We start from the raw sequence: 26901 nt of genomic DNA on the forward strand, positions 1-26901 counted from the left end.
GAACCGCATGACAACCCAGCCCCGACGGGTACGCCGGAGAACCGGTCGCACCCTCTTCCTCGTGGTCGTGCTGACCGCCGCCGTCACGACGACCAGCACCGCCGCCACCGCCGGGCGGCCGGCGCACGGCGCCCCGGACTTCGGGCCCAACGTCACCATCTTCGACCCGAGCATGCCGGTCACCGAGATCCAGCAGACGCTGGACGCGGCCCACGCCCGGCAGGTCGACAACGAGATGGGCACCGCGCGGCACGCCTTCCTGTTCAAGCCGGGTACGTACGGGACGGCCGAGCAGCCGTTGCAGGCCAAGGTCGGCTACTACACCGAGGTGTCCGGCCTGGGCGCCTCACCCACCGACGTCACCGTCAACGGCAAGATCGAGGTGTACAACCGCTGCCTGGCCGACGGCGGCACCGGCAACTGCCTCGCGTTGGTCAACTTCTGGCGCACCCTGTCCAACCTGTCGCTCACCATCAACGCGGCCGGCCAGGACGGCTGCCGGTCGTCGGCGAACTTCTGGGCGGTGTCCCAGGCGGTGTCCATGCGCCGCCTGAACATCAACGGCGGCGGGCTCTCGCTGATGGACTACTGCACCGCGGGCCCGCAGTACGCCAGCGGCGGCTTCATCGCCGACTCGCGGCTGCCGGCCACCACGAACGGGTCGCAGCAGCAGTGGCTGACCCGCAACAGCGAGGTCGGCAGCTGGTCCAACGCGGTGTGGAACCAGGTCTTCGCGGGGGTCGAGGGCGCGCCGGACGACGCCTCCTTCCCCGACCCGCCCTACACGACGTTGGAGAGCACCCCGCTGAGCCGGGAGAAGCCGTACCTCTTCGTGGACGGCAAGGGCCGATACAACGTCCGGGTGCCCGCCGCGCAGCGGAACAGCCGGGGCGTCTCCTGGGCCGACGGCATGACGCCGGGGCGGACGATACCGATCCGCGACTTCTTCATCGCCAAGCCGTCGGACCCGGTGCACGTCATCAACAGCCAGCTCGCGCGGGGCAAGCACCTCCTGCTCACCCCGGGCACGTACGACATCGCGCGCAGCATCGAGGTGCGGCGTGCCAACACGGTGGTGCTCGGCATCGGCCACGCCACCCTCACGGCGGTGAACGGCGCCATCCCGCTGGACGTCGCCGGCGTCCCCGGTGTCGTCGTCGCCGGCGTCACGATCGACGCCGGTCGGGTCGAGTCACCGGTGCTGCTGCGGGTGGGTCGGCAGCACGGCCGCAACGCCAGCAGCGCGGCCAACCCGACCACGCTGTCCGACGTGTACTTCCGGGTCGGCGGCCCGCACATCGGCCGGACGAACACGGCGCTGGAGGTCAACAGCGACAACGTGCTCATCGACCACACCTGGGTGTGGCGCGGCGACCACGGCATCGAGGGCTTCACCGAGGGCGTCAACGGCGACACGGATCGCTGGCGGACCAACACCGGCCGCTACGGCGCCGTCATCAACGGCGACCATGTGACCGCGACCGGCCTGTTCGTCGAGCACTTCCAGCGGTACAACACCGTCTGGAACGGCGAGCACGGCACGACGGTCCTCTACCAGAACGAGCTGCCGTACGACCCGCCGACGCAGGCGGACTGGATGCACGGTGGCGTCGAGGGCTGGGCCGGCTACAAGGTCGGCGACCGGGTGCGGCACCACACCCTGTACGGCGGCGGGGTCTACGTCTTCAACCAGAACAATCCGTCGATCCACACCGAGAACGGCTTCGAGGTCCCGGTCACCCCGGGCGTACGGCTGCACCACATCATGACCGTCAACCTCAGCGCCGGCACGATCGACCACGTGGTCAACGGCGTCGGCGACGCGGCCGACATGACCAAGGTGGGCGCGCCGGTCTACGTCACGCAGTACCCGACTCCGTAGGGGTCTCGGGCGTACCGAGCGGGGGTCGGAGCCGGCGCGGCTCCGGCCCCCGCTGTCGTACCCCGAGCGGGCCGAAGCGAGATTCCGGGCCCGCGGTCTTGAATTCCTATCGATCCGATAGGAAAATAGGCGAATGCCGGTCGGTTCGTTCCTCACCTCGCGTCGGGTCGTGGACCTGATGCGGGTCGCCTCCGCGCTCTGTCCCGGCTCGCCGGCGACCGCCTGAGCGTCCCGCCGCCCGCACACCCGCACGCCCGCACACCCGCTCGGCCCGCCGCGACGTCGTCGCGCGGGCCCGTGGCCCATCCCGGCCCTCGCGCCACACGCCGCCTGTCGCGGCCCTCGCGCGTCCCCGTCTCGCCCCGCAGTCGATCCCGCCATGCCCGGATCGGCCCTTTCCCCTCGGAGGTACGTCATGAGCACTGACCCGTCACCGTCCACACCGCCGACAGCCGGGGACTCCCGGCTCGCGTTCAACGAGGACTGGGTGGCGACCGTCCTCGGCCTGGTCCTGCTCGGCCTGGTCCTGCTCGGGGCGATCCCCGCCGGGCTGGTGCCCTGATGGCCGCCGACGCGACGCGCACGGGTGACGAGCCCCGAACGATCGACGAGCCCCGCGAGGGCGACGAGACCCGCGTGAGCGACGAGACCCGCGTGGGCGACGAGACCCGGGCCGGCGGCGTGCCCGTCGAGCCTGCGGGCGCGGCGCGCGACGGCACGTTCTGGGCCTGGACGGCGCTCGGCCTGGTGGTCGTGGTGGTGCTCGCCGCGCTGACCCGCTATCTGGAGCAGAATGTCCCCGGGTGGGCGGAGGGCACCGGCGCCGAGGACATCGGGGCGGCGATCGAGTACCCCGTCTACGCGATCCTGCTCGGCCTGCTCGGCAACGTCGCCGTCACGCTGTTCGGCTGGCGCGACCGGATCGCCGCCGCGTTCCGGACCGAGTTCTTCATCAAGACCGGTCTGGTGCTGCTCGGGGCGTCGATCAACCTGGCCGTCATCGCCAGCGCCGCCGGGCCGGCGATCGCCCAGGCGATCCTGCTGATCAGCGGGGTGTTCCTGTTCACCTGGTGGCTGGCCGGCCGGTTCGGCCTCGACGACAAGCTGCGCGCGTTGCTGGCCTCGGCGGTGTCGATCTGCGGGGTCAGCGCGGCGATCGCCGCCGCCGGCGCCGTCCGGGCGCGCCGCGAGCAGTTGGCCTACACGGCCAGCCTGGTCATCGTCTTCGCGTTGCCGTCCATCTTCATCCTGCCCTGGCTGGCCGACGTGTTCGGGCTGTCCGACGCGGTGGCCGGCGCCTGGATCGGCGGCAACATCGACACGACCGCGGCGGTCACCGCGGCGGGGGCGCTCGCCGGCGAGGAGGCGCTCCAGATCGCCAGCATCGTGAAGGTCACCCAGAACGCCCTGATGGGCGTGGTCGCGGTCGCTCTCACCGCGTACTTCACGCTGCGGGTGGAGCGGCAGCCCGGCGCTGCCCGACCGGGCCTCGGGGAGTTGTGGCGGCGTTTCCCCAAGTTCGTCCTGGGCTTCGTCGCCGCCTCGGTCATCGCCACCTGGTACCTGGACGCGGCGGGCGCGGACGGCAAGGCCACCATCGCGATCGTCAACGACCTGCGCGTCTGGTTCCTCATCCTGGCCTTCGTCAGCATCGGCCTGGAGGTCCGGGTCGCGTCGCTGCGGGAGGCCGGCTGGCGGCCGGTCGCGGTGTTCGCCAGCGCCACCGTGTTCAACCTGGCCCTGGCGCTCGCCCTGGCATCCCTGCTGTTCCGCAACTTCTCCGCCTGATCCGCCCCCGTCCCCGTCCCCCAGCTCGGGGACGGGGGCGATCGCCTACTTCCGACGCCCTGATCGATAATTTCATCGATCAGTCTCACTCTTGCGGGTTGGCAATCGGTACTGCCACGATGACCGTCAATGCCTTCCGTCCCGAAGGAGTGGTCGTCATGGCGGTGTCCCGCCGCAGGTTCGTCACATCGGTGCTGGCGGGGTCCGCCCTCGCCGCCGCCTCCACCACCGAGCTGCTCACCACCGCCGCCAGCCCCGCGCACGCCGCCAGTCCTCCCGGGGACGTGGTCGGCAAGGTGACCGTCGGCTACCAGGGCTGGTTCAGCTGCCCCGGCGACTCGGCGCCGATCGGCGGCTGGTGGCACTGGAGCCGCGACCGGTTCCAGCCGCCCTCGCCCAGCAACACCACCATCGTGTCCTGGCCGGACATGCGCGAGTACACCCGCACCTACCCGACCGCCTACCCCAACCTCGGCAACGGCTCGCCAGCCACCCTCTTCTCCTCGTACGACCAGCAGACCGTGGACACCCACTTCCGCTGGATGCAGGAGTACGGCTGCGACACCGCGGCGTTGCAGCGGTTCAACCCGATGGGCGACGAGGGCCCGACCCGCGACGCCATGACGCAGAAGGTGCGCTCGGCCGCGGAGCGCCACGGCCGCAAGTTCTACATCATGTACGACGTCACCGACTGGTTGACCATGCAGGCGGACATCAAGACCGACTGGACGACGAAGATGTCCGCGCACACCGCGTCCAGCGCGTACGCGCGACAGAACGGCAAGCCGGTCGTCTGCATCTGGGGCTTCGGCTTCAGCGAACCCAGCCGACCCTTCGCACCGGGGCCCTGCCTGGAGGTCGTCAACTGGTTCAAGGCGCAGGGCTGCTACGTCATCGGTGGCGTGCCCACCTGGTGGCGGCAGGGGATCGAGGACTCCCGCCCCGGCTTCCTCGACGTCTACCACGCGTTCAACATGATCTCGCCGTGGATGGTCTACCGGACCAGCACCCTGGAGGGGCTCGACTCGTACTACAACAACGTCAACATTCCGGACCTGGCCGACTGCGCGGCGCGCGGCATCGACTACCAGCCCTGCGTGATGCCCGGTGACCTCGCCGGGGGGCATCGCCGGCACGGCGACTTCTACTGGCGGCACATCTACAACATGGTCCGACTCGGCTCGCAGGGCCTTTACGTGTCCATGTTCGACGAGTACAACGAGGGCAACCAGATCGCCAAGACGTCCGAGACCCAGGCCACCACCCCGGCCGGCGCGAACATCCGGGCCCTGGACGAGGACGGCGTGGCCTGCTCCTCCGACTACTACCTGCGGATCACCGCCGACGGCGGTCGGATGCTCAAGGGGCAGCTCGCGCTCACCCCGGTGCGTCCCACACCGCCGATGATCGGCACCCCGCCCCCGACCGGCGGGAACCTGGCCGCCGGCCGGCCCACCTCGGCGAGCAGCCAGGGCGGCGGGTTCCCGGCGGGCAACGCGGTGGACTCGAACGTCGGCAGCTACTGGGAGAGCGCCAACGGCGCGTTCCCGCAGTGGTGGCAGGTCGATCTCGGCGCCAGCCACCAGGTCGACCGACTCGTGCTGCGGCTGCCCTCCGGCTGGGGCGCGCGTACCCAGACGATCACCGTGCTGGGCAGCGCCGACGGCAGCTCCTTCGGCACCATCGCCCCGGCCGCCGGCTTCACCTTCGACCCGGCGACCGGCAACACGGTCACCCGCACGCTGCCGGCCACCACGACCCGCCACCTCCGGCTGAGCATCGCCGGCAACACCGGCTGGCCGGCGGGCCAGCTCGCCCAGGTCGAGGTGTACGCCGCCGGCGGCACACCCGACAACCCGCCGACCGCGCCGAGCGGCCTCACCGTGACCGGCCGAACGGCGAGCAGCGTGTCCCTGGCGTGGACGGCCTCCACCGACGACAAGGGGGTGACCGGCTACCAGGTGCGCCAGGGCGGCACGGTGGTCGCCACCGTCACCGGCACCACGGCGACCGTGAGCGGGCTCAGCCCGTCCACCGGTTACAGCTTCACCGTGACGGCGCGGGACACCGCCGGCAACACCTCCGCTCCGTCGAACGCGGTCACGGTCACCACGGACGCGCCGACCAACGCGGACCTCGCCCGGGGTCGACCCACCACGGCGAGCAGCAACACCCAGAGCTACGCGTCGGGCAACGTGGTCGACGGTGACCCGAACACCTACTGGGAGAGCGTCAACAACGCGTTCCCGCAGTGGGTCCAGGTCGACCTGGGTGCCTCGCGCCCGGTCGGACGGGTGGTGCTCAAGCTGCCGCCGGCGGCCGCCTGGGCGACCCGGACGCAGACCCTCGCCGTGCAGGGCAGCGCCGACGGGGGCAGCTTCGGCACGCTCGTCGCGTCGGCCGGGCGCGCCTTCAACCCGGCCACCGGCAACCAGGTGACGCTCACCTTCGCCGCCACCCAGACCCGCTACCTGCGCATCACGGTCACCGGTAACACCGGCTGGCCGGCCGGCCAGCTGTCCACACTGGAGGTCTATGCCAGCTGATCGGGGGCGGAGGGCCGGCGCCCGACGCGTCGCAGGCTCACCGGCCGACCGGCGGCGGTTGGGCCGAGCGCCCGCTCTCCGCCATCCGGCGTACGTCGTCGGCGGGGTGGATGGTGCGCACCGGGTCCGGCACCGGCCCGCGCCGCTGCCACTCGCGTGGATAGCCGAGGGAGACCTCCTCGAAGCGCACACCGTCGTGAAACGTCGTACGGGGGATGTGCAGGTGCCCGTAGACCACGGTGGCCACGCCGAAGCGCAGGTGCCAGTCACTGGTACGCACGGTGCCGCACCACTGGGCGAACAGCGGGTACCGCAGGACGTCGGTGGGTTGCCGCACCGGCGGATAGTGGTTGACCAGCACCGTCGGCAGGGCCGGGTCGCGCTCGGCCAGGCGCCGCTCGGTCTCGGTGACCCGGGCCGCGCACCACGCCTCCCGGCTCGGGTGGGGATCGGGGTGCAGCAGGGCCTCGTCCGTGCACACCACCCCGGCCTCGTACGCCAGCTCCAACGACTGCTGCCGGGTGCTCGCCCCGGGCACCCGGAACGTGTAGTCGTACAGCACGAAGAGCGGGGCGATCGTGGCCGGACCGCCCTCGCCGTCCCACACCGGGTACGGATCCTCCGGCGTGACGACCCCCAGCCGCCGACACAGCCGCACCAGCTCGCGGTAGCGCTCCTCGCCGCGCAGCTGCACCGGGTCGTCGGGCGGCGTCCACAGCTCGTGGTTGCCCGGCGCCCAGACCACCTTCGCGAACCGGCTGCTGAGCAGGCCGAGCGCCCACTCGATGTCGGCGTACCGCTCGGCCACGTCGCCGGCGACGAGCAGCCAGTCACCGTCGTTGCCCGGGCGCAGCTCCCGCACGAACGCGCGGTTCGCCGGGTAACCGATGTGCAGGTCGCTGACGGCCCGCAGCCGGGGCGGAAGGCTCACGCCCCGAGGCTAGGGCCCGTGTCAAAGTCCCCGCCGTTCGGTGTCGTGCCGGGCCGGGCGGCCGGGGTGGTCAGCAGAACCAGCCGTCCTGCACCCAGCCGCGCCGGTTGATGTGTCCGTAGGCGAAGCCGTAGATGTAGCCGCCGCTGCGGGGACCCTCGACCAGGAAGGTCTGGCCCTGGTACAGAGTGCCCATCCAGGCCCCGTTGGGTTGGGTGCGGACGAACAGGTCGCTGGCGCACACCGTCTCCCGCTGGCCGATGGTGCCGTTGGCAGCCTGCGCCGGAGCCGGCGCGGCGAGCGTGGCGGCGGTGATCCCGGCCAGCAGGCCGGCCATCGTCCGGGTGGCGGATCGGCTCACCATGAGTCGTACCCGCCGATGCACTCGGCCCGGACGTAGCCCCAGTCGTTCGGACCGAAGTCGAACGAGGCCGCCCACCCGTTGTAGACCGGGTGGGCGCCGGGGGTGTGACCGATCTTGTTGCCGTACCCGAGGGTGCGCTTCAGACCGGTGGGGCCGTTGGCGGAGTCGTAGTTGGCGTAGAAGCTGGCGCTCTGGCAGACCACGATGGCGTGCCGGGGCACCACCGGGTCGGCGTGGGCCGGCGTGGCGCCCAGGGCGGCCGTGGCCGTCCCGATGGCCAACGCGGCGACCCCGGTGCGGATCCGTCGAGGCATGCCCACCTCCCGTACGCCGAAACTTTCCTACCGGCGACCCTAACAGCGGCGTTGATAAATGTCGATGGAGCGGGGTTGGCCGGCCGGAGCCGCGCGGCCGGTATATCCGGCGATCGGGCGGGAAAGCGCTGACGTCCGACAGCCCGAACCGGAGCAGGAGAACAACATGCCTTTCATCACCGTGGGTACGGAGAACTCCGCGCCCATCGACCTGTACTACGAGGATCACGGATCCGGTCAGCCGGTGGTGCTGATCCATGGCTTCCCGTTCAACGGGGCGACCTGGGAGAAGGAGACCACCGCGCTGCTCAACGCCGGATACCGGACGATCACCTACGACCGGCGCGGTTTCGGCAACTCCGCCCAGCCGGCGTTCGGGTACGACTACAACACCTTCGCCGCGGACCTCGACGTCCTGATGACCGAGCTGGACCTGCGCGACGTGATGCTGGTGGGTCACTCGATGGGCACCGGCGAGGTGGTTCGCTACCTGGGCAACTACGGCTCGCAGCGGGTGAGCAGGGCGGTGCTGCTCAGCCCCCTGGAGCCCATGCTGGTGAAGGCCCAGGACAACCCGGAGGGCGTCGACAAGAGCCTCTTCCAGGGGTTCCAGCAGGCCATCATCAAGGATCGTTTCGCCTACCTGACCCAGTTCTGCGACGCGTTCTTCAACTACAGCGAGAACAAGGGCAAGATGGTCAGCGAGGAGGCGTACCGCGCGCACTGGCAGATCGGCGCGATGGGCTCCGCCAAGGCCACCCACGACAGTGTGGACGCCTGGCTGGAGGACTTCCGGCCCGACCTGCCGAAGATCGACGTGCCGGTGCTGATCATCCAGGGTGACAAGGACAACGTGCTGCCTTTCCCGGTGACCGGCCAGCGGCTCGCGCCGATGCTGCCGACCAGCCAGCTCATCACGCTCAAGGGTGCGCCGCACGGCATCCCGTGGACACACGCCGACGACATCAACAAGGCCATGTTGAACTTCATCAAGCAACCAGCCAAGGCTCGGGCCTGATCCGCAGCGGCACCTGATCGGACGCCAGCGCGGCGATTTCGCCGCCGCATCCCGGCCCGCGCGGGCCCCTCGGGCTCGCGTGGGCCGGGTGGCGTCGACGGTCAGGCTCGGCGGGCCACCACCGCGCCGTTGGCGCCGGGGGCGTCGAACGGCACCGTGCGGACGTCGACAAAGCCGACGTCCGCGAGCCAGGCGGCGTACTCGGCGCCCGAGTAGTTCCGGCCGCCCTCGGTCTCCACCAGCATGTTCATGCCCATCAGAGCGGCCTCCGGCGGGCCGGTGCGCTCATCGTTCAGCAGCAGCTCGCAGACCACGACCGTCCCGCCCGGCGGAAGGGCCGCGTGACACCGGGCCAGCAACGCGCGATTCGTCGGCTCGTCCCAGTCGTGCAGGATCATGCTGAGCAGGATGACGTCGTGCCCGCCCGGCAGCGCCGGGTCGGCGAGGAAGTCGCCGGGCAGCGTGGCGATCCGCCCGGTCAGGCCGGCCGCCGCGATCCGTTCCTCGGCCCGTGCGCAGACGTGGGGCAGGTCCAGGACGGTCGCCCGCAGGTCGGGCAAGCGGCGGCAGAACTCGATCGGGAACGCGCCGGCCCCGCCGCCCACGTCGAGCAGCCGGCGATGCGCGGAGAAGTCGTACGCCTCGGCCAGCGCGGCGGCGGTGAAGCTCGACGTGGAGTACATGGCGTCCCAGAACTGCGCCAGCATCTCCGGGTCGGTGGTGTCGAACATCGACTGCTGGGCCTGCGGGTCCCAGGTCAGTGGCCGGTCGGTGCGCAGCGCCTCCCCGATGCGGTGCCAGGGCAGGTAGGTACGCAGGTCGGAGTAGCGGACCTGGGCGCCGAAGTAGTACGGGCGGCCCTCGACCAGGAACTGCTCGGCCAGCTCGGAGTTGCGGTAGCCGTCGCCGGCCTTCTCCAGCAGGCCGAGTGAGGCGCTCGCGGCCAGCAGCAGATCCGCCGGGCGGTCGGCCAACCCGAACTCGGCGGCCGCCTGCTCGACGGTCATCGTCCGGCCGGCGGCGAGCCGGGTGAACAGGCCGAGTTCAACGCCGACCGCGAGGGTCTTGAACCCCCAGACGCCGGCAACCAAGCTCATGAGGGGAGTCGGAGTGATCATGGCCACATCAGATCACAACCGCCACCGTCCATCATGGTCGATCGTGCTGCGGACGGTCAGCCGGCCCGACGCCGGCTGAGCCGGTGCGCGCCGAGGCTCACCAGCGTGCTGCCGACCGCCATCCCGACCAGCACCAGGACCGCCCCGACGGCCCACAGTCCGCTGTCGTCGGACGACAACGCCCCCCACGACCACGCCGCCGTGAAGGCCACCGTCATCACCGGCGCCACCAGCCACGGGCTCAGCCGCGTGCCGGCGAGGGCGGCGAGCAGCGCGAGGGTCAGCACGCAACCGATCACCTGCCACGGCTCGTACGGGCCGCTGCGCGAATCGGTCTCCGGGTCGACGGTGTACCCGGTGTCCCAGCCCAGCCAGAGCAGCCACACCCCGACCGTGGCCACCGCCAGGAACAGAGCCCCGAGCGGTGCGCGCCTACCCGTCGTCGCTGTCATCCGGGGATCATCCCCCGCGGTGGCGCGGTTCGGGAACCCGGTCGTCCTCAGGGCTGAACGCGGGCGAGGAAGTCGCGGACCAGCCGCACCACCTCGTCGAGGTGCGTCTCGAGCAGCCAGTGGCCACCGTCGAGCAGGTGCAGGTCGGCGTCGGGCAGATCCCGCAGGTACGCGCGGGCCGCGCCCGCCGGCATGTAGCCGTCGTGCGGCCCCCACACGATCAGTGTGGGCGGCCGACGGGTACGCAGGTACTCCTGCTGCCGGGCGAACCACGCGACCGTGCTGCCCTGATCGGCGAGGAGCCGCAGCCAGGCGTCGCGCCGCCGAGGATCCGCGACCAGCGCCCCGGAGAGCCGCCACAGGTCCGGGCTCACCCGGTCGGTCAGCCGGTCGGGCAGTTCGCCCAGGAACTCGCGCCGGAAGCCCTCCTCGTTGATCGCGGCGGCCAACCGGTCGCGGCCCTCGTCGGTGGGCTCGCGCCAGAACTGTTTCAGCGGCTCGTACTTCGGGCCGTGCTGGTCGGGGTAGATGTCGCCGTTCTGGATGATGAGACCCGCGACCCGCTCCGGCGCGGCCATCGCCAGCCGCAACCCGAACTGGCTGCCGTAGTCCTGGAGATAGATCACGTAACGGGTCAGCTCCAGTGTCTCGGTGAACCGCCGGAGCAGGTCGGCGTGCGCGTCGAAGGTGTACGCGAACCGGCCGGGGTCCGGCGTGTCGCTGTAGCCGAAGCCAGGGTAGTCGGGTGCGACGGCCCGCCACCGGTCGGCCAGCGCGGGCAGCAGGTGACGGAACTGGAACGACGACGACGGGTAGCCGTGCGGCAGCAGCACCACCGGCGCGTCGGTGGCGCCGGCCTCCCGGTAGAAGATCGTGATGCCGTCGACCTCCACCGTCCGGTGCCGCACCGCGATGTCGGCCATGACTTCTCCTGATCGGCCACGGGGTGGGTGGACCCCTCGACCGTGCCAGAAGCGGTGCGGGATCGCGGCCGAATCCGACCGGCCGGGTCGCCCGGTTCAGGCCGTCGGCGCGGGGCCGGTCGAGTCGCGGACGACCAGCAGGTGCCCGGTCGAGCGGCGGCGGGGACGCGTCGAGCGGGGCTTGAGTGCGAGGCTGAGCGCCGTACGACCCATCTCGGTCATCGGCAGCCGGATGGTGGTGAGGCTGGGCGCGAGGTCGGCCGCCACCGAGACGTCGTCGAAGCCGACGACCGACATCCGCCCGGGCACCGGGATGCGGCGGGAGCGCAGCGTCGACAGCACCCCCATCGCCATCGCGTCGTTGAGCGCGATGATCGCGGTCGTTTCCGGGTGTTCGTTCAGGATCTGCTCGGTGACCGCCCGGCCGCCGCCCCGGGTGAAGTCGCCGTGCACCACGGCGAGGTCGGTCGGGGGCAGCCCGCGCTGGCGCAGCGCCGACGAGACCCCGGCGAGCCGGTCGGCGACCGTGGTGAGACCGGCGCTGCCCGCGGCGACCGTGATCCGCCGGTGGCCGAGATCTATCAGGTGGTGGGCGAGCGCGTTGCCGCCGGCCTCGTTGTCCGGCAGGACGGCGTCGACGCCGAGCGCGTGCCGCCCGATCGCGGCGACCCGGCCGCCGTGGGCCTGGAACGCCGTCAGCTCGGCCCGGGCCTCGGCCTCCACGCGGGGGTCGTCGTACCCCGAACCGCTGATCAGGATGATGCCGACCCGCTGGGCGATGAGGTGGCGTAGCTGTTGCAGCTCGTAGTCGGGGTCCCGGCCGGACTGGCAGATCTGCACCAGCAGCCCCTGCTCGGCGGCGAGCTGGATGACCCCGCCGGCGATCTCGGAGAAGTAGGGGTCGTCGACCTGGTGGACGATCAGGCCCACGGTGGAGCTGGCGCCGCCGGCGAGCGTGCGGGCGTACGGGTTGGCGACGTACCCCAGGTCGCGGGCGACCTGGCGGATGCGGTCGGCCACCTCGGCGCTGACCCCGTCGCGGCCGGCGAGGGCCCGGGAGGCGGTCGCCAGCGAGACGTCGGCGCGTTCGGCCACGTCGACGAGGCGCGGCCGCTGGCCAGCCCTGGGCATCCGCAACTCCCGGAGGCATCCATGTCACCCGATCTATTGCCAGTGACGTTGGTCGAAGCCTAGGGTACGTAAGCGCTTACGTAAGCGCTTACGTGACCGGCACCCGCGTGCCGGGAAATGAGGTGAACGCGATGCCCAGGGCCCGACGAGCCGCCGTCGCCACCGTCTCCCTCCTGACGATCGGCGCACTCACCGGCGCGGGGGCGCCCGCGGCGCAGGCGGACCGGCACCGTCCGTCCGACGTCCACCCCGCCCTGCGAGCGCACCTGGTCGCCGCCTACGACTTCGACCACCCGGTGCCGGGCGACCCCGCGCTCGAGCGCGACCAGGGCCGCTCCGGCACCGAGATCGAGCTGGTCAACGGCGGTGCCACCATGCGTGTGCGCGACCACGCGTACCGGGGCAGCGGCAACGCGGTGCAGACCCAACAGGTCGACCCGTCGGTGAACGGCAACGACGACTGGAAGGCCGGCACCTGGTCGGCCAGCGGGGTGCGCACCCTGCGCGCCTTCAGCGCGACCGCGGGCACCACCGTGATGGGCTGGTTCAAGCTGGAGATGGACAGCCCGCTGCCCAACTCCACCACCGCCGACCCGACCGACCGGTACAACGCCATCGGCCTGGCCGGGGTGCTGACCGGCGACTCCGACGGCCACGGCGTCCGCGCCCTGCTGGAGCTGATCGACGTCAACGGTGAGCTGCGCCTGGTCGCGCTCGGCCGCCGTCTCGACGGCGGCAACTCGCAGACGTTCGCCGCGAGCCAGGACTGGCGGGACCTGCTGCCGACGGGGGAGTGGGTCCACCTCGCCGCCACCTTCGACTTCGGCACCGGCGCTCTCGCCCTCTACCGCAACGGAGAACCGGTGGACGGCTTCTACACCCGTACCGACGACCCGTGGCTGGTGTCCGGGCCCGGCCCGCACCTGACCACGGCCTCCGACCCCCGAGGCATCAAGATCGGTGGAAGCTTCCCCCAGGACACGGTGGAGCGGAACCCGTGCGACTGCCGGATGGACGGCCTGATGTTCCTCGACAGCGTGGTCTCCGCGACCGATGTGCGGAGGCAGTACCGCCATCTGGCCCGCTGACCACCCTCGGCACCGTCCCACCGATAAGGAGACCCGCGTGCTCACCCTCCACGACAGCGCCCGCAGGATCCGCAGGTCCGTGCTGACGGCCGGGCTCACCGCCGTCGTGCTGATCCTGTCCACCGTGCTCGCGACCCCCGCCCGGGCCGCCGACGCCATCTACGACCCGGTGCCCGAGATGCCGATCCAGTCCCGACTCGGGTTGGTCCTCACCGAGTACGCCAGCTTCCCGCAGTCGCAGCCGACCCCGGCCCCGACCGATCAGCGGCTCATGCGTACCGCCCGGATCAACACCATCATGGAGGTGCCCGACGGCTCCGGCCGGCGGGCGGTGCCCGACCTGAACGGCAGCCTCTACCTGGTCGAAGGCGGCGTGCCGCACGTCTACCTCGACGTGGCGGCGACCTTCGCGCCGCAGTTCTTCTCCGGCCGTGGCCTGGGTCAGGGCTTCGGGTACGTCGCCTTCCACCCCGAGTTCGGCGTCAACGGCCGGTTCTACACCATCCACACCGAGCTGGCGTCGGCGACGACCACCCCGCCGGACTACGCCCAGGCCGGCACGATCTACCACGGTGTCATCACCGAGTGGACGGCGACCGACCCGAGCGCCGACACGTTCGCCGGCACCCGTCGGGAGGTCCTGCGCATCGGGTTCGGCGGCCAGGTGCACGGCATCCAGGAGATCAACTTCAATCCCACCGCGAAGCGCCACGATCGCGACTACGGCCTGCTGTACCTGGCGGTCGGCGACGGCGGGCTGGGCGTGCGCAACACCGACCCCCAGAACCTGGGCATGCCGCACGGCAAGCTGCTGCGGATCGACCCGCGGGGCACCAATTCCGCCAACGGGCGGTACGGCATCCCCGCGACGAACCCGTTCGTCGGCCGCGCGGGCGCGCTCGGCGAGATCTACGCCGTGGGCTTCCGCGACCCGCACCGCTTCAGCTGGGACCGGGCCACCGGTCGGATGTACCTCGGGCACATCGGTGAGCACGCCATCGAGGCCATCTACGAGGTCCGCGCCGGCGACAACTTCGGCTGGAGCGAGCGCGAAGGGTCCTTCGTCTTCGACAAGGCGGCCACCAACCCCTGCGACCGGCTCTTCCCGCTGCCCGCCGACGACGACCGCTACGGATACACGTACCCGGTCGCCGCGTACGACCACGACCCCGCCGCGGACTGGAACTGCACCGCGGACGTCGGCGTCGCGGTGGCCGGCGGTTTCGTCTACCGGGGACGCGCGCTGCCGGCGCTGCGCGGCAAGTACGTGTTCGGCGACCTCGTCGACGGCCGGGTGCTCTACACCGAGGCGAACGAGATGCGCCGCGGCCGGGGCCTGGCGCCGATCCACCAGCTCGCCCTGTTCGACGCGGCGGGCGCCCCGGTCCGGATGCGGGACCTCTCCGGGCCCGGCGCGCCCGGTGACCCCAACCGCGTCGACCTGCGGTTCGGCACCGACACCGCCGGCGAACTGTACGTGCTCGCCAAGGCCAACGGGAAGGTCTGGAAGGTCACCGGCACCCGCGTCTTCGCCAGCGACGACGTCGGCGACACCACCCTGCGCCGCACCGCCGGGGCGTCGAACTGGGCGCCGGTGACGCCGGCCAAGTGGGAGTTCACCCGGGACCAGGTCATCCTCGCCGAGGCCGGGGTCAGCCGGCCGGGCCCGCGCCGGCCGTTCGAGTACGCCGTGCTGACCGCCGGGCCGGCCTGGTCGTCGGTCGAGGTCGAGGCGCGGGTACGGCTCGACACGCCGGTGGAGGTCACCAACCGCGACGTGATCATCGTCTTCGGCTGGCGCTCGGACACGCAGTTCTACTACGCCCACCTATCCACCGACAACACGATCTATCCGCACAACGGCATCTTCAAGGTCGACAACGCCGACCGGGAACGCATCGACCACCAGTGGAACGGCCGGTCGCGTGGCGCCAACCCGGCGATCACCGATGCCGACTGGCACCGCGTACGGGTCGTGCACCTGCCGGCGACCGGCGAGATCGCGGTGTACGTCGACGGGCAACGGGACCCGCTGATGACCGCTAAGGACACGACGTTCGGCTCCGGGCGGGTGGGCTTCGGCTCGTTCGACAACGTGGGCCGGCTGCGCGACCTGACGGTCACCGGCACGCCGGCCTGACCCGGTCGCGGTGGAGCGGCGGCGATGATCCACTCCAGGTCGGCGATGTCGGGGCGTCCGGGCGCCCGGGGTGTCCCGATGCCGGCGACCTGGAGTGGATCGCCGCCGCACCGTCGGTCGACCCGAACCGCCCCGTCGTTCGGGTGACCGCCTCGACGCCGTCGGTGGCCCGGTCCGCCGAGCCGGCCCGCAGGGCGCCGCCCGGTTCGTAGAATCCGTGCCATGCCACGGATCGTCGAGTTGCTGGCCTCGCCCGTGCACCGCTTCCTGGGCCGGCCCGCCGACGGTCCGGCGCCGGCCCCGCCCGGTGAGCTGGTCGACGTGGTGCGGATCCGGGCCGGCCTCGGTATCGTCGGCGACCGGTACTTCGGCCAGCCGGCGCACCGCGACGCCAGCGTCACGGTGATCGCCCAGGAGTCGCTGCCACCCGGCATCGGACTGGCGCAGGTCCGCCGCAACGTCCTCACCACCGGCATCGCCGTGGACGAACTGATCGGCAAGGTGCTGGTGCTGGACTCCGGGGACGGCCCGGTCAGCCTGCGGGTGAACCGGGCCGCCCGCCCCTGCGCCTGGATGGACGTCACGGTCGGCCCGGGCGCGTGGAAGGCACTGCGCACCACCGGAGGCATCCGCTGCACGCCGCTCAACGACGGCGTGCTGCGGATCGGCCTGGTCGACGCCACCGTCGAGCGGGCGCCCGCGTCGTAGCGCCGGTCGCGGACGAGGCACGGCCCCGGCGGAAGGCGCCGCCGTCCACGCAGCTACCACCCGGACCACGTAGGGGAACTGCAGCTCGGCGGGCCGGACAGCGTCGACAACCTCAGGCTGCCGCATGGTAGAACCAACACGGACATCGGTTCGCAGATCTGGGGGCAGATCCAGACCTTGCCGGACGGGGACTCCGATCCGAATAGAGGTGGTGGATTGAATCCCGAGCTGCACCAGCTCATCGAGGAGCTGCGGGCCGACCTGGCCGAGGACCAGCCGGCGAGCCTGGGGTACGCCCAGTTCGGCGACGGCGCGGCCACCGACGCCGTGCCGGCGGATCTCCCGGCCGGCCTGCGGGATCTCCTGCTGGTGGCCGACGGGCTGCGTGCCGGCCGGATCGAGCTGGCGTCCACGTCCACCCTCGCCGGCATCCAGTACCACCTGGACTACGCGCCGGACTTCTCGGCCATTCCCGAGGACCGTGCGGGTTGGCTGGTGATCGGCACCCACAGCGACGAGCCGATCTTCATGGACCGGGGCACCGGCGCGGTCTGGTATTTCCCGCCGGCCGGCACCGAGTGGTTCATGGCGGACTCCTTCGAGGAGCTCGCCCCCGACGTGGACTCCTTCGTGCACTACTACCTGCTCGGCCCGGGCTACGCCGACCTGACCCCCGCCGACGACCGGTGGTACGCCTTCCTCGACGAGCAGGGCCTGCTCGACGACGACGACGAGGAGGACGACGAGTCCGACGGTGATGCCGACGCGAGGGTCAGACCGGGCTGATGTGCGCGGCGAGCACCCGCCAGCCGTGGGTGTCGTCGTGGATCCAGGTCCGGGTGTACCGCAGGCGTGCCGAGAACGGCGTGCCGTCGAACACTCCGGCCACCCGGCCCAGGAAGAACGTCACGCCGGTCGACCCGGCGACGAGCAGGTCCAGCTCCTCCTCGACCAGTTCCTCGATGACCGAGGTCCGGTCGCGGTGCGTGGCCAGGTCTTCCCGTTTGGTGTGCTTGCCGCCCTCCGGGCCGATGGCGATCAGCTGGTCGACGAGCAACTGGTCCAGGGCCGCCACGTCGCCGGCCCGCTGGGCCGCCTGCAGGGTGCGCTCGGCGTCGAACAGTTCCGCCTCGCGTTCGCTGTCCGGCATGGTGCCGTCCTCCTGATCGGGGTTCACCCGGCGCCACTGTCCACCGTCCACCGGGGTTGTCCGCATTGTGGCAGCAGGCGCGGCCCGATCGGGTGTGGATCGGCCGGCGGCGGGTCGCATCCGGCGCAGCCCGGACGGCACCAACGACGCTTCAGCCGGTGGGCGCGGGTCGTGTCACGTCGACGGCGGCGCTGTGGGCCGCGGGCCGGCCGGTGGTTAGGCTGCTGCCATGGCGGACCAGGGCGGGCCCACGCACGCCTCCGGGGCGGCGCGCCCGGTCGAGGCGGTCGTACGCGAGATCCTGGCGGTCGTGCCGGCCGGCTGCACGTGGCTGCTGCCGTTGCCGGGCGACGGTCGGCCGGTCGGGGACTTCCGGATCGCGGCCACCAGCGGCCCGGGCCACGACATCTACGGCCGGGGGACCGACCGGGTGGGCGCGCGGCTCACCGAGCTGTATCCGAGCATGGTCGACGGTCCGCTCTGGCGGCTCTACCTCGACGTGCTGGCCACCGGGTCGCCCGGCCGGATGGCCGACTTCCGCTACGCGGAGAAGCGCACCGGCGTCGTCGCCGACTCGCTGTTCGACGTGCACGTGCATCGGGTGCTCGGCGGCCTGCTGGTGGCCTGGCAGCGGCTCGACGAGGACCAGCGCCGACGGGAGCGCACCGAGTTGCTGGGCAGCCTCGGCTGGGCGGAGTACGACCTGGCCAGCGGCGTCAGCCAGTGGTCGCCCGGGATGTACCGGATCTTCGAGCGCGATCCGGCGTTGGGCCCGCTGTCGCGGGCCGAGCAGTCCGCCGCGGTGCTTCCGGACGACCACCTGCTGAGCGAGGCGGCCTGGCAGACGCTGGACAGTGGAGCATCCTCGGACGTGACGGTCCGGTTCCAGGCCGCGGGCGCGGTGAAGTACCTACGGATCCTGTCCGACGTGTCGCGGGACGCGGACGGCGCACCGTTGAAGATCCACGCCGTGGTGCAGGACGTGACCGCCAGGGTCGACTCGCGGACCGCCATCGAGCAGCTCAGCGACCAGTTGCGCACGCGGGAGATGACGGCGCTGGCCGAGCACCGGCTGGCCGGGCAGTTGCAGAACCTGATCCAGCCGGTGCCCCGCGAGCCGTTCCCGCTGGCCGGCCTGGAGGCGATGGTCAACTACCTGCCGGCGGAGAGCGCCGTGCGGGTGGGCGGGGACTGGTACCACGCGCAGACCCTGCCGGACGGGTCGGTCGTGCTCGCGGTCGGTGACGTGGCAGGTCACGGGCTCAACGCCGCCAGCGGGATGGCCCATCTGCGCTTCGCGCTGGTGGCCTGGTTGTCGATCGGCATCCGGGACCCGGCGGTGCTGCTCGGGCACCTCAACCGGCTCTGCGGTCAGCTCGCGATCACCGGGACCGCCGTGGTCGCGGTCTACGACCCGGCGACCCGGGTGCTCTGCTGGGGACGCGCCGGGCACCTGGCGCCACTGCTGTCCCGCGACGGCGAGACCAACCCGCTGGACCGGCCGCCGGGCCTGTTGCTGGGCGCCGACGGCGACTCGGTGTACCCGGTGCTCACTCCGCGACTGCGTCCGGGTGACCTGGTGCTGTTCTACACCGACGGGCTGGTGGAGCGGCGCGCGCCCGAGGAGGACCGGCTGGAACAGGTGCGGTCGATCCTGTCGGCGCTCTCCGCGGCGCCGGGGGAGCAGAGCGTCGGTCGACTGCGTGACCTGCTGCATCACCCCAGCCCGGACGACGACACCTGCACACTGGCCGTCCGCGTGCTGCCCTGAGCCGACCGGCTCACAGGCCCAGCCGGAGCCGCACCACGGTTCCCTCCGGCTCGGCCAGCACGGCGACCTCGTCGCAGACCTGCTCGACGATTGCCAGCCCTCGACCCCGTACCGCGTCGGCCGGCGGCATCTTCCGGCCGAACGCCCGCGCCGCTGGCCCCTGGTCGATGACGTCGCAGAACAGCTGGTCCGCCTCGGCCCACAGCCGGACCCGGCCACCGCCGGTGGTGTGCTGCAACGTGTTGGTGGCCAGCTCGCTGACCGCCAACGTCAGCAGCTCGACCCGGTGTGGCGGCAGGCCCCGGGCCAGGGCCCGGGTGCAGACGAACGCGCGCAGTGCTCGCAGGTCCGTCGCCACCTGGTACGCCATCGTGTCCGGGGCGCGGTCGGACGCGGACTGCTCGGCCACGATCCGGGTCTCCCGCCGGCCGGCCGCCATCAGCCCGCCAGCCGCGGGTCGTCGGCGGGCGGGCGCAGCAGGGCGCCGACGCCGGTGATGTCCAGCACGGCCGCGACCGGACCGGTGGCGTTGACGGCGTACAACCGCCGGCCGGCCGCGCGGGCGGTCTGGTGGGCGGTCACCAGGCTGTGCAGAGCGGTGGAGTCGAGGAAGCGCAACCCGCCCACGTCGACCACGACCACGGGCGCGCCGCGGACCGCCGCGGACAGCACGATGGTCAGCTCCTCCCGGGTGGCGAGGTCGCACTCGCCGGACAGCGTGACGACGATCCGGCCAGGTGCCGTGGACGTCCGGGCCTCGAAGTGCGGCATCGGGCAGCAGCACCTTCCTCGTCGTGACAGCCGTTGTCGGCACATCATGTCACCCTCCGGCCGCTCGTCCGCGTCCTCCGTTCGGCGACTGCGCCTTGATCCGACGGCTCCCCGACGCCGGCCGAGCCGTGCCCCGCGGGGTCACGGGGCCGGGGCGACTCGGCCGCTACGGGCGGATGGCCAGGGCGCCGATCAGCTCGTCGCGCAGCGTGAACCGGTACCGCAGCTCGATCGGGCTGCCCGGAAAGTCGCCGGACACCCGGGCGAGAACCAGGTACGAGTCGCCTGCCTGCGGCGTGACCGTCACCGGCTCCGCGGAGTACGAGTAGGCCTCCATCGTCCGCTGCCGCCAGGCGCGGATCGCCGCCCGTCCCTCGTGCACCCGTTCCTCGTCGGCCACGGTCGCGGTGTCCGCGAAGCAGGCGACGAAGGCCTCCAGATCGCCGTCGTCGACGGCCCGGAAGTACCGGTCGATCACGTCGGGCAGGTCGACCGCCATCTGCTCCTCCTGCGGCAGGGGCCGCCGTCGCGCGGCCGCGGAGTGTCCGTCCGACCTCACCGTAACGAGACGGGTCGGCGCCGCGCGGACCAACCAACAGAACGGCGTCGTCGACGGGTCAGGCGGCTCCCGCCGACGTTTTACCCGGTGCCCGCGAGCCGACCGGTGGGGCCGGCGGGCGATCCTGTCGCCCGCGCGGCCCCGCCCGCGCTCCGGCGTCGGTCAGGGCTTGCGGCCGACGGCGCAGTAGCCGTCCAGGTCGGCCGGCGGGCCGTCCTGCTCGGGCCGCCAGTGGGTGAACGGCACCAGGCCGGGCTCGACCAGGTCGAGGCCGTCGAAGAACCGCGCGATCCGCTCCGGGCCGCGCAGGTGGTACGGCAGCGCGCCGCTCTCGTTGTATTGCCGGTGCGACTCGACGACCGCCGCGCTGGTGTCGGTGCCGTCGGACAGCGCCAGGTAGCTGCCGGACGGGACCGCGTCGAGCAGGGCGCGGATGATGGCGACCGCCTCGTCGTCGTCGCCGACGTGGCCCATCACCCCGAACAGCAGGACCGCGACGGGCTGGCCGAGGTCGAGGTGCTCGCGGGCCTGCCCGAGCACCGCCTCCGGGTCGCGCAGGTCGGCGTGGATGTAGCGGGTCAGCCCCTCCGGGCTGCCGACCAGCAGCGCCCGCGCGTGGGCCAGGACCATCGGGTCGTTGTCGACGTAGACGACCCGGCTCTGCGGGTTGACCCGCTGGGCGACCTGGTGGGTGTTGTCGGCGGTGGGCAGCCCCGTGCCGACGTCGAGGAACTGTCGGATCCCGGCCTCGCCGGCGAGGAAGCGCACCGCGCGGGACAGGAACGCGCGGGACTCGCGGGCGGTCTCGATCATCGCGGGAAAGAGTTCGCGGACCTGTTCGCCGGCCAGCCGGTCGACCTCGAAGTTGTCCTTGCCGCCGAGCCAGTAGTTCCAGATCCGGGCGGAGTGCGGGACACTCGTGTCGATCTTGGTGCCGTCGGTGGCCGGGAGAGGTGCGGTTTCTGCCACGGGCGTCCTTCCGCTGAAGGGTGGGGGAAGACACAGAGGACAACCATGCTCGCACAGGCCACCCGGTCGTAGAACGGACACCCGCGCCGCCCGTACGCACCGTGCCCGGTCCGGGGTTTGCCGCCGGTGGGCCCGGGTAGCCACGCGTCTCCGGACGAAGGGCGGGGGTATGGCCGAGCTGGCGTTCGTCGACAAGGTTGCGGCACGGGCGGGCGTCCCGCCCGAGCAGGCGCGACCGCTGACCGAGGCGGTTCTGCGTACCCTCACCGAGCGGCTCAGTGGCGGCGAGGCGGCCGCGCTGGCCCCCCACCTGGCCGCCGAGCTGAGCCCGCTGCTGGCCGAGGCGCCCGAGGCGCCCGAGCCGTTCGGGTACGACGAGTTCCTGCGGCGCGTCGCCGAGCGTGCGGGGATTGACCGACCCACCGCCGAGCGGGGCTCGCGGGCCGTGCTCCAGACGATGCACCGGGTGGTCGGGCACCGGGAGTTCGAGGACGCCCTGTCCCAGCTCCCGGCGGACCTGAAGGAACTGGCCCAGCCTCTGCCGCAGGGCCCCTGACCGATCGCCACCCCGGCCGTCCGGGGGGCGCGGGGGCTTCGCACGGCGGGTCGCACCGGGGCATGATGTCGATGCGGCAGCGGTCGCGGCGGAGGTGGGGCGATGGTGACGCGTACCCCGGGTGGTGTCGACGCGCCGCGGGCCCGGCTGGGTCGCGGCCTGCTGGCCGTCGCGTTCGCCCTACTGGCCTACTTCGGGGTGACCGCTCCCGAACACCCCGCGCAGGGGTTCGGGCTGTCCTGGTCGATCATCGGTACGGCCGGTGCGGTCGGCGTGCTGGCCAGCATGCTCGCGGCCCGGCGGTGGAGTCGGACGGGCGTACCGGCCCGACAGCGGGCGGCCCTGCGTGTGGAGGCCGGGGCGCGCCTGCTGATGGCGCTGGCCGCTCCCGCCGCGCTGGCGGTCGGGGTCGCGTCCGCGCCAGACGGTGCCGAACGCGGGTTCGTCGTCGCGGTGACCGCCGTGCTGGCCGGTTCGCTGGCGCTGTACGCCCTGGTCGCCGACGATCTGCGCCGGGCGGCCCGGGGCGGGGCCTGACCGGTCGCCGGTCCAACCCCGCCCCCACGCTGAGCGTCAGCCGACCACCCACTTCTGGTGGGCGCCGCCCGCGTACGTGCCGATCTGGATCTGGGTGCCGTCGGCGGTGCCGGCGCCGGCGGCCTCCAGCACCTTGCCCGACTGCGGGTTACGGATCGACCCGTCGGACTGCGGCTGCCACACCTGGGAACCGGTGCCGTTGCAGGTCCACAGCTGCACCTTGGTGCCGTCGGCGGTGCCGGCGTTGTCCACGTCCAGGCACTTGCCCAGGGCCCGGTAGGTGTCGCCGACCCGGCTCCACGACTGCGCGCCGGTGCCGTTGCAGGTCCAGAGCTGCACCTTGGTGCCGTCGGCGGTGCCGGCGTTGTCGACGTCCAGGCACTTGCCACCGACGCCGGTGATCCGGCCCGATCCGCCGCCGGTGCTCGCGTACACCTCCAGCTCGTAGATGCGCGCGGCCGTATCGCTGGTGCTGGTCGGCGCGGTGATGGCCAACCGCACGTAGCGGGTGCCGGGCGCCGCGACGTCGTGCGTGGTCGTGCTCGCCGTGTTGCCGGTGACCGTGGCCCGGGTGGTCCAGGTGGTGCCGTCGGGGCTGGAGGCGACCGTGAAGTCCCGGGTGTTCCAGGCGGTGTTCTCACCGCCGGCGCCGGCGTGCTTGACCACCACCCGGTTCACCGCGTGGCTGGCCCCCAGGTCCACCTGGAGGAACTTGGCGGCGCCCTTCGAGCACCACTTGTCGCCGTTGCCGCCGGCCACGCTGCCGTTGACGGCCTTGGCCGGGCCCTCGGTCGCCGAGCAGGAGCTGTCCGCGGTCGCCGTCTTGTTGAGCGCCAGGTTGGTCCCGCCGGTCGGGGGAGGGGTAACGCCCGGGATGGCGTTGAGCGTGTACCACGCCTCGGTGCTCCACAGTGACTGCCCGCTGGTCGAGGTGAACGGACGTGGTGAGCGCAGGTACACGACGTGGCCGGCCTTGCGGCCGCTGACCGCGAGGGTGACCTTCTTTCCATCCGCCGACAGGGTCGCCGCGGTGACGGTCAACGTCTCCTCGTCGATCTTCGGGCCGCCGTAGCTGGCCGTCGGCTGGTACCGCCACTGCTTGATCTTGTAGTGCGCGGCCAGGTTGGCGGCGGTCTCCGCGGAGACCGGTTGGGTGTACTCCACCTCGAACCCGGCCGTGGTGGCCCGCATGGCGAGCATCTCGAAGGTGGTGGCGCTGTTCGGTGTCAGCTTCTGCAGACCGTACGACAGCTTGCCGGTCTGGCCCCAGTTACCGCCCGCGCCGAGCCCACCGACGTAGATGGCGCCGTCCGGGCCGACGTTGACCTCGGAGACGCCTGCCTCCAGGCCCTGGGTGAGCCGGAACAGGGCGCCCTGGTACTCGCCGTTGACCTTCTCCACGTTGGCCCTCTGCAGGCCGCCGTAGGTCACGTCCCCGATGACGAACTGGCCGGCGTACCGGCCGCTGGTCAGGTACAGCGGGGTGCTGGGCGAGTTGGAGATCTCGTTCTGCGGCATCCAGAGCACCGGCGGGGTGACCGGGTTGGCGTCGAACGGGCCGGCCGGATTCATGTAGTGGTTGAAGAACCGGCCCTGCTTGACGTGCACCAGCTTCGACGACGGCAGCCAGCCGCCCTGGTTGTCGGTGACGAAGATGCCGCCCTCCGGGCCCCAGCCGATGCCGTGCGGGGTGCGCAGCCCGCCGGCGACGTAGCTGACCGCGCCGGTGTCCTTGTTGACCTTGAGGGTGGTGCCCCGGTTCGCGGCCGGTTGCGGGTTGGTGGTCGCGCCGCCGAGGTTGATCGAGACCGACAGGTTCACGTAGAAGAACCCGTCCTGGTAGAGCAGGCCGAACGCGAACTCGTGGAAGTTCCCGCCGTACGGCCAGGTGGCGACCGTCTGAAGCTGGTCGGCCACCTCGTCGCCGGTGGTGTCCACCAGCCGGGTCAGCCGCTGCTTCTCCGAGACGTAGACCACCCCGTCGACGACCTTGAGCCCCATCGGCTCCTTGAGGCCGCCGGCGATCTTCTTGGTGGTCACGGTGCCCGGCCCGGTCGTGCCGCCGGTGTTGTTGAGGATCCACACCTCGCCGTCCTGGGAGGTGCCGGACTGGTCGCTGCCGCCCCAGGTGGAGATGACCAGCCGGCCGTCGGCCAGCCAGTCCATCCCGGTGACCTTGGGCTGGAACCCGGTGGGCCGCAGGTTGGTCAGCGTGTAGCCCGGGTGCACACCGGTCAGCGGCAGGCCGTCGCCGGGGGAGTCGGTGATCCCTTCGCACTCCTTGCGGCCCGGTGCGGTCACCCGGACCACTCCGGCGTCGGTGCTCAACGCCGAGTTCGGCACGACCACGAAGGACGACGAGCCCGGGGTCTTCCATTCCAAAGTGATCTGCTGGCCGCCGTCGCGCTCGAAGTGGTCGATGCGCAGCGGGTGCAGCCCGGCGGCGAGGGTGACCGTGCCCTCCTTGGGCGGGGTCGCGCCGTGCAGGCCGTCGTGGTTGATGACCACGGTGTTGCCGATCGTCAGCTTGGATCCGTCGTCGCTGCTCAGCCGGAACGTGTAGCTGCCGGCCTGGGTGGTGGTGATGTTGCCGAGCACCTGCGAGACGAAGTAGTTGTCGAAGCCGAAGTCGGCGGTCGACGTCCAGTTGATCGTGGACATGAGCTTGTCCACGTTCGGGGTCTGCGCGGGCTTGAGCGTGCAGATCTCGGAGAGCGGCACCTGCACGTCGAAGACGCGCAGCGTGACGCCCGGTTCCTGCTCGGGGGCGGCGCCGGCCGGGTCGGCCCAGAAGCCGGCGGCGAGGACGAGTGCGAGCGCGCCCAGGACAGGACTGCGGAATCGGCGCAGCAGCCGTGTGCCCATCGTTCCTCCAAGGGGGGAGAGGAGTGCCGACGGCCGGCGTGGAGCAGTGCCGGGGGTGGTGGCCGTCGGCCCGGCTCCGCACCGTCCTCGACGCCGACGAGTGACGATCCGGAAACACCGGGTTGATGGGCGAGACATTAAGTTGTTTCGATTGACCTGTCCATGCCTTCGCTTCGACACATCAAAAGTTCCCGATGTTCGTGCGAAAGTTCGCGGGGGTACGCCGGGAAATGCCCGGGTACGCGATGGGCCGGACCTACCGCCGCCCGCGCCGGGCGGAGCCATCGGCCCGGCTACCGGGTCTGCGGGCCGGGGTGCCGGATGTGCGGGCCGGGGTGCCGGACCTGCGGGGCGGCCCGGCTCCCCGGCGGGTCGGTCCGGCCGTGCCATGCGCGGCGGGCCGGCGACGGGCCGTCACCAGCACGACGGCGGACACGACCACGACGATCAGGCCCGGCAGCAGCCAGGGCGGCAACCCACCACCCTGCCCCGTGTCCGTGGCGCCCGCCGGGGCGCCCGTCGCGCCCGCGTCGGCGCTCGCGCCGGGGCTCGCCGACGGGGTGCCCTCGACCAGGGCGAGCAACGCCGGCTCCGGCCCGTTCGTGGGCGGCGTCCAACCGGCCGGCGCCGCCGTGCCCGGCCCCTGGTAGTCGAAGGTGACGGTGCCGCGCACCGCCTCACCGTCCGAGGCGACGGACAGGTAGCTGGCCGTGTACCGGCCCTTCGCCGGCCAGTGCGCGACGGACACCATGGCCGGAAAGCCGGTGTGGTACAGCCGCGGCTCGAAGACGCCATTGACCATGAAGTACTCCTGGACCGGCTTGTCCAGCCGCTTCGGCTCGCCGTACGACCACCCACTGTCCACCCGGGACCCGTTCGGCCCGGTGACGGTGAAGTGGGCGTTGGGGACCGGCTTCTCGGTGAAGTACAACCCCAACCGTGTCAGCGGCTCGCGGACCACGGTGCCGGTCAGCGGGGTCGAGGTCGCCAACTGACCGTGCGCGGACGCCGGAGCGGCGGGCAGCAGCAGCGCCACCACCACGGCCACGGCCAGCGCCGCCACCGCTCGGCTCAGGACGTGACGGGCAGTGACCAGCCTCGATCGCATGCGTTCATCATGGTCATTTCCCCGCCGCCGAACAAGCCGTAGAGTTCTCCTCCCCGACGATCAGTTCGACACCCGTCCCCGCGTCGTTCGGAGTCCGCCCGTGCTCGTCCGTGCCCCCGGTTTCCGCGTCCCCGCCGCCCTCGCCGCCGTCCTCGCCACCGCACTGCTCGCCACCGGCTGCGGCCAGGACGACGACCCGCCCGCGGCCACCC

The 26901-nt window shown here is 72.0% G+C and carries 27 protein-coding genes; 13 read left to right on the forward strand and 14 right to left on the reverse strand.

Going from position 1 to position 26901, the window contains the following annotated elements:
• Positions 1-7: 7 nt before the first annotated feature.
• The 5 genes from EAD89_RS20740 to EAD89_RS20750 all read left to right on the forward strand — a co-directional run bounded on the left by EAD89_RS20740 (position 8) and on the right by EAD89_RS20750 (position 6216).
• On the forward strand, positions 8-1882 hold the full coding sequence (locus tag EAD89_RS20740) for an adenylyl cyclase (RefSeq protein ID WP_121676888.1): 1875 nt from the start codon (positions 8-10) through the stop codon (positions 1880-1882).
• A gap of 133 nt (positions 1883-2015) precedes the next feature.
• A complete protein-coding gene (locus EAD89_RS31370; protein WP_368666375.1) occupies positions 2016-2108 on the forward strand; it encodes a putative leader peptide in 93 nt (30 codons plus the stop codon).
• A gap of 189 nt (positions 2109-2297) precedes the next feature.
• Positions 2298-2444 (forward strand): hypothetical protein, encoded by a 147-nt coding sequence (locus EAD89_RS30790; protein ID WP_233578873.1) that lies wholly within the window; start codon positions 2298-2300, stop codon positions 2442-2444.
• The gene (locus EAD89_RS20745; protein ID WP_121676889.1) at positions 2444-3670 is read left to right on the forward strand and encodes a YeiH family protein; all 1227 of its coding nucleotides are present in this window, start codon (positions 2444-2446) and stop codon (positions 3668-3670) included. Before EAD89_RS30790 ends, EAD89_RS20745 begins: the two co-directional genes overlap by 1 nt.
• A 158-nt stretch (positions 3671-3828) precedes the next feature.
• On the forward strand, positions 3829-6216 hold the full coding sequence (locus EAD89_RS20750; RefSeq protein ID WP_121676890.1) for a discoidin domain-containing protein: 2388 nt from the start codon (positions 3829-3831) through the stop codon (positions 6214-6216).
• Between the two features lie 37 nt (positions 6217-6253).
• On the opposite strand, the gene EAD89_RS20755 is transcribed toward EAD89_RS20750, so the two are convergent.
• From EAD89_RS20755 to EAD89_RS20765, 3 genes are all read right to left on the reverse strand, one after another.
• Positions 6254-7147: a metallophosphoesterase gene (locus EAD89_RS20755; protein WP_121676891.1), complete on the reverse strand. Its 894-nt coding sequence runs from the start codon at positions 7145-7147 to the stop codon at positions 6254-6256.
• A 70-nt stretch (positions 7148-7217) separates the two neighbouring features.
• Entirely contained in the window at positions 7218-7511 is a 294-nt protein-coding gene (locus EAD89_RS20760) for a hypothetical protein (protein WP_121656423.1), read from the reverse strand.
• Positions 7505-7825: a hypothetical protein gene (locus EAD89_RS20765; RefSeq protein WP_121656424.1), complete on the reverse strand. Its 321-nt coding sequence runs from the start codon at positions 7823-7825 to the stop codon at positions 7505-7507. Before EAD89_RS20765 ends, EAD89_RS20760 begins: the two co-directional genes overlap by 7 nt.
• Before the next feature lie 166 nt (positions 7826-7991).
• On the opposite strand from EAD89_RS20765, the gene EAD89_RS20770 reads away from it, so the two are divergent.
• Positions 7992-8843: an alpha/beta fold hydrolase gene (locus tag EAD89_RS20770; protein ID WP_121656425.1), complete on the forward strand. Its 852-nt coding sequence runs from the start codon at positions 7992-7994 to the stop codon at positions 8841-8843.
• Between the two features lie 101 nt (positions 8844-8944).
• Here the strand turns inward: EAD89_RS20770 and EAD89_RS20775 are convergent, their stop codons facing one another.
• The 4 genes from EAD89_RS20775 to EAD89_RS20790 all read right to left on the reverse strand — a co-directional run bounded on the left by EAD89_RS20775 (position 8945) and on the right by EAD89_RS20790 (position 12467).
• On the reverse strand, positions 8945-9961 hold the full coding sequence (locus EAD89_RS20775) for a methyltransferase (protein WP_121676909.1): 1017 nt from the start codon (positions 9959-9961) through the stop codon (positions 8945-8947).
• 56 nt (positions 9962-10017) lie between these two features.
• Entirely contained in the window at positions 10018-10413 is a 396-nt protein-coding gene (locus EAD89_RS20780; protein WP_121676892.1) for a hypothetical protein, read from the reverse strand.
• Positions 10414-10460: 47 nt separating this feature from the next.
• Entirely contained in the window at positions 10461-11336 is an 876-nt protein-coding gene (locus tag EAD89_RS20785; RefSeq protein WP_121676893.1) for an alpha/beta fold hydrolase, read from the reverse strand.
• A gap of 96 nt (positions 11337-11432) precedes the next feature.
• Entirely contained in the window at positions 11433-12467 is a 1035-nt protein-coding gene (locus EAD89_RS20790; protein ID WP_121676894.1) for a LacI family DNA-binding transcriptional regulator, read from the reverse strand.
• Positions 12468-12598: 131 nt separating this feature from the next.
• Here EAD89_RS20790 and EAD89_RS20795 point away from each other — a divergent pair, with 131 nt between their 5' ends.
• From EAD89_RS20795 to EAD89_RS20815, 4 genes are all read left to right on the forward strand, one after another.
• Entirely contained in the window at positions 12599-13555 is a 957-nt protein-coding gene (locus EAD89_RS20795; protein ID WP_121676895.1) for a LamG-like jellyroll fold domain-containing protein, read from the forward strand.
• 37 nt (positions 13556-13592) lie between these two features.
• On the forward strand, positions 13593-15695 hold the full coding sequence (locus tag EAD89_RS20800) for a sorbosone dehydrogenase family protein (RefSeq protein ID WP_233578874.1): 2103 nt from the start codon (positions 13593-13595) through the stop codon (positions 15693-15695).
• A 222-nt stretch (positions 15696-15917) separates the two neighbouring features.
• Positions 15918-16403 carry a molybdenum cofactor biosysynthesis protein gene (locus EAD89_RS20805; RefSeq protein WP_121676896.1) on the forward strand — a complete coding sequence of 162 codons (486 nt, stop codon included), beginning with the start codon at positions 15918-15920 and terminating at the stop codon, positions 16401-16403.
• A 216-nt stretch (positions 16404-16619) separates the two neighbouring features.
• The gene (locus EAD89_RS20815; RefSeq protein WP_121676897.1) at positions 16620-17189 is read left to right on the forward strand and encodes an SUKH-4 family immunity protein; all 570 of its coding nucleotides are present in this window, start codon (positions 16620-16622) and stop codon (positions 17187-17189) included.
• Here EAD89_RS20815 and EAD89_RS20820 read toward each other — a convergent pair.
• Entirely contained in the window at positions 17176-17580 is a 405-nt protein-coding gene (locus EAD89_RS20820; RefSeq protein ID WP_233578875.1) for a nuclear transport factor 2 family protein, read from the reverse strand. The genes EAD89_RS20815 and EAD89_RS20820 overlap by 14 nt on opposite strands.
• Before the next feature lie 202 nt (positions 17581-17782).
• Between EAD89_RS20820 and EAD89_RS20825 the strand changes: the two genes are divergently transcribed.
• Positions 17783-19324 carry a PP2C family protein-serine/threonine phosphatase gene (locus tag EAD89_RS20825; protein WP_121676898.1) on the forward strand — a complete coding sequence of 514 codons (1542 nt, stop codon included), beginning with the start codon at positions 17783-17785 and terminating at the stop codon, positions 19322-19324.
• 10 nt (positions 19325-19334) lie between these two features.
• On the opposite strand, the gene EAD89_RS20830 is transcribed toward EAD89_RS20825, so the two are convergent.
• From EAD89_RS20830 to EAD89_RS20845, 4 genes are all read right to left on the reverse strand, one after another.
• The gene (locus EAD89_RS20830) at positions 19335-19763 is read right to left on the reverse strand and encodes an ATP-binding protein (protein WP_121676899.1); all 429 of its coding nucleotides are present in this window, start codon (positions 19761-19763) and stop codon (positions 19335-19337) included.
• On the reverse strand, positions 19763-20095 hold the full coding sequence (locus EAD89_RS20835) for an STAS domain-containing protein (RefSeq protein ID WP_121676900.1): 333 nt from the start codon (positions 20093-20095) through the stop codon (positions 19763-19765). The genes EAD89_RS20830 and EAD89_RS20835 overlap by 1 nt, the downstream gene beginning before the upstream one ends.
• A 166-nt stretch (positions 20096-20261) precedes the next feature.
• On the reverse strand, positions 20262-20594 hold the full coding sequence (locus EAD89_RS20840; protein WP_121656434.1) for a nuclear transport factor 2 family protein: 333 nt from the start codon (positions 20592-20594) through the stop codon (positions 20262-20264).
• Between the two features lie 222 nt (positions 20595-20816).
• Complete coding sequence (locus tag EAD89_RS20845; RefSeq protein ID WP_121676901.1) at positions 20817-21623, reverse strand: SAM-dependent methyltransferase; 807 nt, start codon at positions 21621-21623, stop codon at positions 20817-20819.
• A gap of 169 nt (positions 21624-21792) precedes the next feature.
• On the opposite strand from EAD89_RS20845, the gene EAD89_RS20850 reads away from it, so the two are divergent.
• Positions 21793-22179, forward strand: a complete 387-nt coding sequence (locus EAD89_RS20850; RefSeq protein ID WP_121656436.1) for a DUF2267 domain-containing protein — start codon at positions 21793-21795, stop codon at positions 22177-22179.
• Between the two features lie 102 nt (positions 22180-22281).
• Positions 22282-22716, forward strand: coding sequence for a hypothetical protein (locus tag EAD89_RS20855; protein ID WP_121676902.1), 435 nt, complete (start codon positions 22282-22284; stop codon positions 22714-22716).
• Between the two features lie 36 nt (positions 22717-22752).
• Here the strand turns inward: EAD89_RS20855 and EAD89_RS20860 are convergent, their stop codons facing one another.
• Positions 22753-25581, reverse strand: a complete 2829-nt coding sequence (locus tag EAD89_RS20860; RefSeq protein WP_121676903.1) for a ricin-type beta-trefoil lectin domain protein — start codon at positions 25579-25581, stop codon at positions 22753-22755.
• A 256-nt stretch (positions 25582-25837) separates the two neighbouring features.
• Positions 25838-26689 (reverse strand): copper resistance protein CopC, encoded by an 852-nt coding sequence (locus tag EAD89_RS20865; RefSeq protein ID WP_121676904.1) that lies wholly within the window; start codon positions 26687-26689, stop codon positions 25838-25840.
• Positions 26690-26901 lie beyond the last annotated feature (212 nt).

It is taken from the genome of Micromonospora sp. BL4 (genome assembly GCF_003667505.1).
Classification (GTDB): Bacteria; Actinomycetota; Actinomycetes; order Mycobacteriales; family Micromonosporaceae; genus Micromonospora.

What these genes read in the sequence shown, in the direction of transcription:
- EAD89_RS20840 (WP_121656434.1), bottom strand. Translation starts at nt 20,594, where the DNA reads ATGGCGGTCGACCTGCCCGACGTGATCGACCGGTACTTCCGGGCCGTC.
- EAD89_RS20760 (WP_121656423.1), bottom strand. Translation starts at nt 7,511, where the DNA reads ATGGTGAGCCGATCCGCCACCCGGACGATGGCCGGCCTGCTGGCCGGG.
- EAD89_RS20835 (WP_121676900.1), bottom strand. Translation starts at nt 20,095, where the DNA reads ATGCCGCACTTCGAGGCCCGGACGTCCACGGCACCTGGCCGGATCGTC.
- EAD89_RS20795 (WP_121676895.1), top strand. Translation starts at nt 12,599, where the DNA reads ATGCCCAGGGCCCGACGAGCCGCCGTCGCCACCGTCTCCCTCCTGACG.
- EAD89_RS20855 (WP_121676902.1), top strand. Translation starts at nt 22,282, where the DNA reads ATGGTGACGCGTACCCCGGGTGGTGTCGACGCGCCGCGGGCCCGGCTG.
- EAD89_RS20780 (WP_121676892.1), bottom strand. Translation starts at nt 10,413, where the DNA reads ATGACAGCGACGACGGGTAGGCGCGCACCGCTCGGGGCTCTGTTCCTG.
- EAD89_RS20765 (WP_121656424.1), bottom strand. Translation starts at nt 7,825, where the DNA reads ATGCCTCGACGGATCCGCACCGGGGTCGCCGCGTTGGCCATCGGGACG.
- EAD89_RS20860 (WP_121676903.1), bottom strand. Translation starts at nt 25,581, where the DNA reads ATGGGCACACGGCTGCTGCGCCGATTCCGCAGTCCTGTCCTGGGCGCG.
- EAD89_RS20785 (WP_121676893.1), bottom strand. Translation starts at nt 11,336, where the DNA reads ATGGCCGACATCGCGGTGCGGCACCGGACGGTGGAGGTCGACGGCATC.
- EAD89_RS20775 (WP_121676909.1), bottom strand. Translation starts at nt 9,961, where the DNA reads ATGATCACTCCGACTCCCCTCATGAGCTTGGTTGCCGGCGTCTGGGGG.
- EAD89_RS20770 (WP_121656425.1), top strand. Translation starts at nt 7,992, where the DNA reads ATGCCTTTCATCACCGTGGGTACGGAGAACTCCGCGCCCATCGACCTG.
- EAD89_RS20830 (WP_121676899.1), bottom strand. Translation starts at nt 19,763, where the DNA reads ATGGCGGCCGGCCGGCGGGAGACCCGGATCGTGGCCGAGCAGTCCGCG.
- EAD89_RS20740 (WP_121676888.1), top strand. Translation starts at nt 8, where the DNA reads ATGACAACCCAGCCCCGACGGGTACGCCGGAGAACCGGTCGCACCCTC.
- EAD89_RS20865 (WP_121676904.1), bottom strand. Translation starts at nt 26,689, where the DNA reads ATGCGATCGAGGCTGGTCACTGCCCGTCACGTCCTGAGCCGAGCGGTG.
- EAD89_RS31370 (WP_368666375.1), top strand. Translation starts at nt 2,016, where the DNA reads ATGCCGGTCGGTTCGTTCCTCACCTCGCGTCGGGTCGTGGACCTGATG.
- EAD89_RS20790 (WP_121676894.1), bottom strand. Translation starts at nt 12,467, where the DNA reads ATGCCCAGGGCTGGCCAGCGGCCGCGCCTCGTCGACGTGGCCGAACGC.
- EAD89_RS20805 (WP_121676896.1), top strand. Translation starts at nt 15,918, where the DNA reads ATGCCACGGATCGTCGAGTTGCTGGCCTCGCCCGTGCACCGCTTCCTG.
- EAD89_RS20825 (WP_121676898.1), top strand. Translation starts at nt 17,783, where the DNA reads ATGGCGGACCAGGGCGGGCCCACGCACGCCTCCGGGGCGGCGCGCCCG.
- EAD89_RS20750 (WP_121676890.1), top strand. Translation starts at nt 3,829, where the DNA reads ATGGCGGTGTCCCGCCGCAGGTTCGTCACATCGGTGCTGGCGGGGTCC.
- EAD89_RS20850 (WP_121656436.1), top strand. Translation starts at nt 21,793, where the DNA reads ATGGCCGAGCTGGCGTTCGTCGACAAGGTTGCGGCACGGGCGGGCGTC.
- EAD89_RS20745 (WP_121676889.1), top strand. Translation starts at nt 2,444, where the DNA reads ATGGCCGCCGACGCGACGCGCACGGGTGACGAGCCCCGAACGATCGAC.
- EAD89_RS30790 (WP_233578873.1), top strand. Translation starts at nt 2,298, where the DNA reads ATGAGCACTGACCCGTCACCGTCCACACCGCCGACAGCCGGGGACTCC.